Here is a 6969-nt window from a genome sequence, read left to right as displayed (position 1 = left end):
CTGCGTCTTGCGCGGCGCAGCGGGGTCGAAGCCGACGCCGTCGTCCTCGATCGTCATCACGATCAGCGGGCCATCCCGCTCCACCCTCACCCGAACCTCGCGCGCCCGCGCATGCTTGGCCACGTTCACCAGTGACTCCTGCAGCATGCGGAAGACGCCGGTGGCCCGCGGCTCGGGCAGGTCGAAGTCTTCCGGCACGTCCATCCGGCAGGGCACGCCATGCCGCTGCGTGAAGGCGCTGGCCAGCCACTCCATGGCGGGCAGCACGCCCAGGTCGTCCAGCACCAGCGGCCGCAGGTCCGCCGCGATGCGGCGCGTGGCCGCAACCGCCTCGTCGATCACCTGCACCATCCCGTGCAGCTTGTCCTGCAGGGCCGGCGCCTCACGGGTGGTGGCGAGCAGCCAGTTGGCATCCATCTTCAGCACGGTGAGCGACTGTGCCAGCTCGTCATGCAGTTCCCGGGCGACGCGCGCCTTCTCCTCCTCGCGCGCGCCCGCGGCTTCCGCCGCGAAAGCGACCAGTTCCTCCTGCGCCCGCACCCGCTCCGTCACGTCGCGCACGATGACCGAGTAGAGCTTGCCCTCGGGCAGGTCGAGCTGGGAGATCGACGCGTCGATCGGAAACTCCTCGCCCGAGGCGCGCAGGCCCAGCAGCACGGTGCGGTCGCCCATGCGGCGCGAGGTGACGCCGGTGGCGCCGAAGCGTGCGACATGGTCATGGTGCCCTGCACGCAGCCGCGAGGGAATGAGCATGCCGAGGGGTTGCCCGATCACCTCGGCGGCCGGCCAGCCGAACAGCCTTTCGGCCGCCCGGTTGTACAGCACGATGGTCTGCGAGGCATCCACCGTGATGATGCCGTCCATGGCGGAATCGAGCAGGCCGACGAGCCTTGCAGCCAGGCGCGCCTGCGCGCGCTCGGCCTGCACCCGTTCGGTGACGTCGCGCAGGATCACGGTGAAGATGCGCCCCTGCGGCGTGTCGAGCTGGGAGATGGACGCGTCGACCGGGAACTCCTCGCCGCTGGCGCGCAGGCCGTTCACGACCGTGCTGCCGCTCATGCGCCGGCCCGACACGCCGGTACGGGCGAAATCGCCCAGGTGCTGGTCATGGGCGGTCCGGAAGCGCTCGGGCAGCAGCATGGACAGCGGCTGGCCCAGCACACGCGCGCCCGGCCAGCCGAAGATGCGTTCGGCGGCACGGTTGTACAGGACGATCCGGTAGCCGGCGTCGGCGCAGATGATCGCGTCCATCGCGGAATCGAGCAACCCGGCCAGCCACGCCGCCGACTGGACCCCGGGAATCAATTCAACTGCCACCCGCTCTCCGCCCTTGCTTGTTCTGGACAGACAGCATAGCCAAGCTCGATGACCGCCCGCCTGTGCCCACGCCGCGTGTGGGGTTGTGGCGCGCGGTCCGGCGCAGCCCATCCGGTCGCTCGCCGCTAGACTCCGCGCAACGGAGCAATCGCATGTACCAACGAATCCTGGTTCCTTTCGACGGCAGCGACACCTCGTGCCGGGCACTCGACGCGGCCGTGCGCATGGCGCGCGAATCCGGCGGCACGCTGCGCGTGGTGCATGTAATGGAAGATTCGGCCTACATGACCGGCTACGACCCCATGGGCGGCAGCTCCGGGCTGCTGCTGAAGGCCGTCCGCGAGGGCGCCCGCCGCATCCTCGCCGACGGCGTGGAGCGCGCCGGCCAGGCTGGCCTGGTGGCCGAGGCCGAACTGCTGGATCCCCCGGGCGGGCGACTGGGCAGTGTGGTGGCGGAAGCCGCCCGCAAGTGGCAGGCCGACCTGGTGGTGGTCGGCACGTACGGCCGGCGCGGCCTGGGCCGGGTGCTGCTGGGCAGCGGAGCCGAGCAGGTCATCCGTGAGGCCACGGTGCCCGTGCTGGTGATTCGCGCGGCCGCCGAGGCGTAGGCCATCTCCCGCACGAAGCGCCCGCTGGCGCATCGGCATGCTGGTACCTTGGTAATCAGCATGCATACTTTCAAACTGAAACCACACGATTCGTTACCACCCAGATGCAAGTGGCTGTCGCTTTTCGTTAATTCCGTCACTTCTGTCATTTGAATTTCCCACTCGGTCGGGATAATTTGGCGATTCATCGTCAGTCAATCCCGTTCCTCATGAGTTGGTTCAAGGCCAGTATCCGCAGCGGTCTGCAAGGCTTGCTGGGTGGGCATGCGCGCACGCCCAGCGAGTCGGTGCTGGAAAGCGGCACCGAAGACATCCGCGAGGCCATGCTCGGCCTGCTGGGGGATGCAGGGCGGCGGGAGTTCCCGCAGGTCACCCGGCGGCTGCGCTACGCGGTGGACGTGCAGTCCCTGTGGTACCTGCGCGGGGAGCTGATGGCCGCGCTGGCGGCGCTGCACGGCGAAGCCGCCGCGCGGCGTGAAGTGCTGGGCATCACCCAGATGTTCCGCGGGCTCGTGCCCGGCAGCCTGCACTCGCGCCCCAGCCCGCTGAGCTGAAGCGCCGGCCGGCGCGGCTCAGTGCGCGTGGCCCCACAGCAGGAAGGCGTCGCGGCCCTCCACGGCCAGCGTGACCTTGGAGCCCACCGGCAGGCACACCTTGGTGGGCACATGGCCGAACGGCAGGCCGGTGAACACCGGCACCCGCGGCAGTTGCGCACGCAGCCAGTCCACCACCGTCTGCAGCTTGTAGCCATTGTCGTTGGGCACAGGCCGCCAGTGGGTGAACTGCCCGAGCACGATGGCCTTCTGCCGCGCGAGGATGCCGCCGTGCAGCAGTTGCGTGAGCATGCGTTCGATGCGGTACGGATGCTCCGCCACGTCTTCCAGGAACAGGATGCCGCCCTTCACCTGCGGCATCCACGGCGTGCCCGCCAGTGAGGTGACCATGGCCAGGTTGCCGCCCCAGAGCGTTCCCGCGGCGGACCATGCCTTCTCGCGCGCCTCGCGCGCGGGCAGGCGCCAGCCCGTGCCCTCCCCTTGCCCGCTCACCAGATCATCGAAGCAGGCCTGCATGATGTCGTCCGGCTCGCCCTCGCCGCCGAAGTCGTCGGCGGCGGCAGGCCCGCTCCAGGTGACACGGCCCGTCTTCGCGAGCACCGCGCACTGCAGGGCAGTGAAGTCGCTGTAGCCCAGGAACACCGTGCCGCGGTCGATGGCCTTGGCGATCAGCGGATAGCGGATGTCGGCCAGCAGGCGCGACAGGCCATAGCCGCCGCGCGTGATCAGCGCGATGTCCGCGCCGCTCGCCGCGGCACGATGGATCGCGGCCAGCCGTGTCTCGTCATCGCCGGCGAAGCGCATGCGCGTGGCGAAGGCCGACGGGTCGAGCTCCACCGAGTGGCCGAGGGCCTGCAGGCGACGCACGGCGCGCCGCACGGCGGCGCGGTCGCGGACGGCGCTGGAGGCCGAGTAGAGGTAGATGTGCTGGGCGGTCACGGCTGGAAGTATCCCACCGCCTCGCGCGCGATCGCCTCGCCATGCTCCTGCACGAAGTGCCCGGCCTGGGGCAGCACCATCGGTGGCGGGCAGCCGCGGATATGCGAGCGCAGCGCCTCCATCACGGGCGGACCCAGCACCGGGTCCTGCGCGCCGACGGCCATGAAGCTGCGGCCGGTCCAGGCCTGTTCCCAGAAAGCCCGCGCCTCGCGCGACACCGCCGCGCCATCGGCGTCCGGGGTGTCCGGCACCATGGGCGGGAAGGCGCGCAGCGCCGCCCGGTGGCCGGCATCGGGGAATGGCGCGTTGTACGCCTCGCATTCCTGCGGTGTCAGGTGCGGATTGCCGCGCGCGAACAGGCGGCCCACGTCGAAGCCCGGGTTGCGCGCGCACATCTCGCGCCAGGCCAGGAAGCCCGGGCTGAGCGGCGCATCACCCGTGCCGAGCGTGGTGTTCATCACCAGCAGGCCCTGATAGCGCTGCGGCGCCGCCATGGGCAGGGTCAGGCCCAGCAGACCACCCCAGTCCTGCACCACGAGCACCACGCGCTGCAGGTTCAGCCGCTCCACGAACTCCAGCAGCACCTGCCGGTGCCAGGTGAAGCCGTGCGCTTCGTCGCGCTTGGGCTTGTCGCTGCGGCCGAAGCCGATGAGATCGGGCGCCACCACGCGCCCGCCTGACTGCAGGAACACCGGGATCATGCGGCGGTAGAGATAGCTCCACGCAGGGTTGCCGTGCAGGCACAGCCAGGTGATGGGCGCGTCGCTCGGCCCTTCGTCCAGGTAGTGCATGCGCAGGCCCGCCAGCGCCGGCAGGTCGCTCACGTAGCGCGGCGGCCAGGGATAGCCGGGCAGATCCTCGAAGCGATCGTCCGGGGTGCGGAGCGCGTCTTCGCGCAGCGGCTGGGCAGTCATGCGCTGGTCCTCCCGGCGGCGCCGGAAAAAAGTCTTGAGCAGGTCGCCGCACTCGTCGGCCCGCACGCCGCCCGTCACGGTGGTCTGGTGATTGAGCTTCGGCTCGCGGAACAGGTCCACCACGGAGCCGGCGGCGCCGGTGCGCGGATCGGGCGCGCCGTAGACGACGCGGGCCAGGCGCGCGTGGAGCATGGCGCCCGCGCACATGGCGCAGGGCTCCAGGGTCACATGCAGCTCGCAGCCGTCCAGGCGGTAGTTGCCGAGCGCCTGCGCTGCCGCGCGAAGGGCCCGCACCTCGGCATGGGCCGTCGGGTCATGGTCGGCCACCGGCGCGTTGTGGGCACGCGCGATCACGCGACCCTGATGCACCACCACGGCGCCGACCGGCACCTCGCCCGCCTCGGCGGCGAGCCGGGCCTGCGCCAGGGCCTCGGCCATGAAGGCCGCGTCGCTGGCCATCTACTTCGCGTCGTCGCCCGCACGCGGCGGCGGCTGCATGGCCCCCTCCACCGCCTTCTGGAACTGCTGAACCTGCTGCTGCGGGTTGCCGGAAGGGGCTGCCACGCCGGGAACGCTGTTGGCCGCCGGCGCCGGCGCCACCCCCGACGACAGCTGCCGCTTGGCCAGCACGCCCACGATGGCCAGCACGACCAGCAGGCCCACCACGGAAAAGATCGCCTTCACTTCAACCCCTTCATGTCGATGCGCGTCATCCAGCCGGCCAGCGCGCGCTCATCGTCGTTGCCCACCTGGTAGGCCGCCTGCAAGGCGCGGTGCGACTCGGGCCGGTGCTGGTTGAGCTTGATCTTGCACTGCCACTGCGTGACGTGCAGCTCGAAGGCCACGATGCCGGTCATCATCTTGTGCGTGTAGCTCTCCGGCAGGTCACGCCACTGCTCGGCATAGGCCGGCTCATGATCCCCGATCAGGTGCTTGAGCAGCGCGTCCTTGCCGGCCGTCTCGTCCACCAGCCGTGCCTCCACGGTGCAGTGCACCGCGACGTAGTTCCAGCTCGGCACGCGCTGCAGGTCCGGATAGATGCGCGGGGACTGGTAGGCGTGCGGCCCGAGGAAGGTGACGACGGCGCGGGGCCGCACGGCCAGGATCTTCGCGTGCGGATTGGGCCGCGCGCAGTGGCCCAGCAGCACCAGGCCGCCTGGCCGCTCCTCCAGGTGCAGCGGCAGGTGGGTGACGAAGGGCAGCCCGTCGTCATCCACCGAGATCAGGCTCGCGAACGGGTTCTCGCGGATCAGCGCAGCGGCCAGGGCCGGGTCGCGGGCGTCGAAATGCGGCGGCAGATACATGAGCGCATTGTCCGGGCACTGCACAGGCGGCCGCAACCACCGCGGCGATGCATCCCGGCCGCCTGGCGGAACGGACGGTTCAGGCCTGCAGCACCCAGTGGTTGTCAGGCGCCATCGGGCGCGGCCAGGCCAGCATGCGCGGCGCGTGCCGCACGTGCCAGCGGGCGACGCCCCGCGCGCCGGCCATCAGCACGCCGCGCCCCTGGTCCCAGGTCGCCACGGCGCAGGGGTCGGTCAGTTCGGCGACCCGGACCAGTTGGTCCTGCGCGTGGGGATGCCACCAGAGACCCTGCCCCTGCTTCTGTGCGCTGACGACGAAGCCGCCACCTGGCCCTGCCGCGAGGTCGCCCGCATAGCCGTCGGCCAGCGCGCCCGGCAGGACTTGCAGGGACTCGCCGTCCCACACCGCGAGCAGCGGCGCCGCGCGGCGCGCGGCCGCATCGGCATGCTCCGCCTGCAGCGCCACACCCAGCAGCGGCTGCGCCCCGGCGCTCCAGGCCAGGTGGCGGATGCTCAGGCGCGGGTCGGCCACGGTCCATCGGCCGAGTTCGCGGCCATTGGACGGATCCAGGTGCACCAGGGAGGGCGCCATGCGCGCCAGGTCGATGCGCTTGCCCGCCAGGTCACGGGGGATGCCGCCCACCGCCACCAGCAACCGGCCCTCGCGGTCCGGCAGCACCTGGTGCGGATCGACGCCGCCGGTGGGGAACTGCGCCACGCGGGCCAGCGTCGCCGCATCGCGGACGCTGACCCAGCCGCTGCCATCGGCAGGATCGGTCTCGGTGGTGTAAAGCCATCGCCCGGTGGCGTCGGGCTGCACATGGCCGTTGAAGGTACGCAGCGGCTGGTCGTCGGCGACGCGATGGCGCGTCGCCACGCGGCCTTCGGCGTCCACGCGCAACAGCCAATGACCTGGCCGGTTGGCCACCACGACCCAGCCGCCATCCGGCATCGTCTGCAGGCCGTGCGCGCGCCCCGGCATCGCGGTCGCCACCGGAATGCGGACGCGGCCCGCGGCCCAGTCGACCTCGACGATCCCGCAGCGGTCGACGGCCTCGCTGCCGGCTTCGCGCCAGGCCGCCAGCAGCCGGTGCACCGGCTCACCGGCCGCTGCGGAGGTGGTCTGCGCGAATGCACCGGGCGCCAGCAGCGCGGGCATCAAGGCCTGGAGCAGGTGGCGGCGTTGCATGGGCGGGCGTGGCGTCGATCGTTTGCAAATGCGAATCGTTCTTATTCTATAGGAGTCCTCCCGGCGGTTTACCCAGGCGTACGACCGGCCACGCTGCCACCACCCAGACAGCCCCGCCCTGGTGCGCAAATCTTGCATACCACG

At 71.1% G+C, this 6969-nt stretch carries 8 protein-coding genes; 2 read left to right on the top strand and 6 right to left on the bottom strand.

Annotated features, from left to right (window positions below; all coding sequences use genetic code 11):
* Positions 1-1428, bottom strand: a 1428-nt coding sequence (locus ACE3T5_RS12490; protein WP_374668082.1) for a PAS domain S-box protein, incomplete at its 3' end; no start/stop codon positions are given.
* A gap of 41 nt (positions 1429-1469) precedes the next feature.
* Here ACE3T5_RS12490 and ACE3T5_RS12485 point away from each other — a divergent pair.
* The gene (locus ACE3T5_RS12485; protein WP_374668080.1) at positions 1470-1925 is read left to right on the top strand and encodes a universal stress protein; all 456 of its coding nucleotides are present in this window, start codon (positions 1470-1472) and stop codon (positions 1923-1925) included.
* A 209-nt stretch (positions 1926-2134) separates the two neighbouring features.
* Positions 2135-2479, top strand: coding sequence for a hypothetical protein (locus tag ACE3T5_RS12480; protein WP_374668078.1), 345 nt, complete (start codon positions 2135-2137; stop codon positions 2477-2479).
* Positions 2480-2497: 18 nt separating this feature from the next.
* Here the strand turns inward: ACE3T5_RS12480 and ACE3T5_RS12475 are convergent, their stop codons facing one another.
* The 5 genes from ACE3T5_RS12475 to ACE3T5_RS12455 all read right to left on the bottom strand — a co-directional run bounded on the left by ACE3T5_RS12475 (position 2498) and on the right by ACE3T5_RS12455 (position 6825).
* Positions 2498-3418, bottom strand: a complete 921-nt coding sequence (locus ACE3T5_RS12475; protein ID WP_374668076.1) for an LD-carboxypeptidase — start codon at positions 3416-3418, stop codon at positions 2498-2500.
* Positions 3415-4791 carry a tRNA adenosine(34) deaminase TadA gene (tadA, locus tag ACE3T5_RS12470; RefSeq protein WP_374668073.1) on the bottom strand — a complete coding sequence of 459 codons (1377 nt, stop codon included), beginning with the start codon at positions 4789-4791 and terminating at the stop codon, positions 3415-3417. The genes ACE3T5_RS12475 and tadA overlap by 4 nt, the downstream gene beginning before the upstream one ends.
* Positions 4792-5016, bottom strand: a complete 225-nt coding sequence (locus ACE3T5_RS12465) for a hypothetical protein (protein WP_374668071.1) — start codon at positions 5014-5016, stop codon at positions 4792-4794.
* Positions 5013-5636, bottom strand: coding sequence for an FMN-binding negative transcriptional regulator (locus ACE3T5_RS12460; RefSeq protein WP_374668069.1), 624 nt, complete (start codon positions 5634-5636; stop codon positions 5013-5015). The genes ACE3T5_RS12465 and ACE3T5_RS12460 overlap by 4 nt, the downstream gene beginning before the upstream one ends.
* A gap of 79 nt (positions 5637-5715) precedes the next feature.
* Entirely contained in the window at positions 5716-6825 is a 1110-nt protein-coding gene (locus ACE3T5_RS12455) for a DUF1513 domain-containing protein (RefSeq protein WP_374668067.1), read from the bottom strand.
* Between the last annotated feature and the right edge of the window lie 144 nt (positions 6826-6969).

This window comes from Ramlibacter sp., from assembly GCF_041916345.1.
GTDB lineage: Bacteria > Pseudomonadota > Gammaproteobacteria > Burkholderiales > Burkholderiaceae_C > Ramlibacter.
This window is presented reverse-complemented; position numbering and strand designations above follow the sequence as displayed.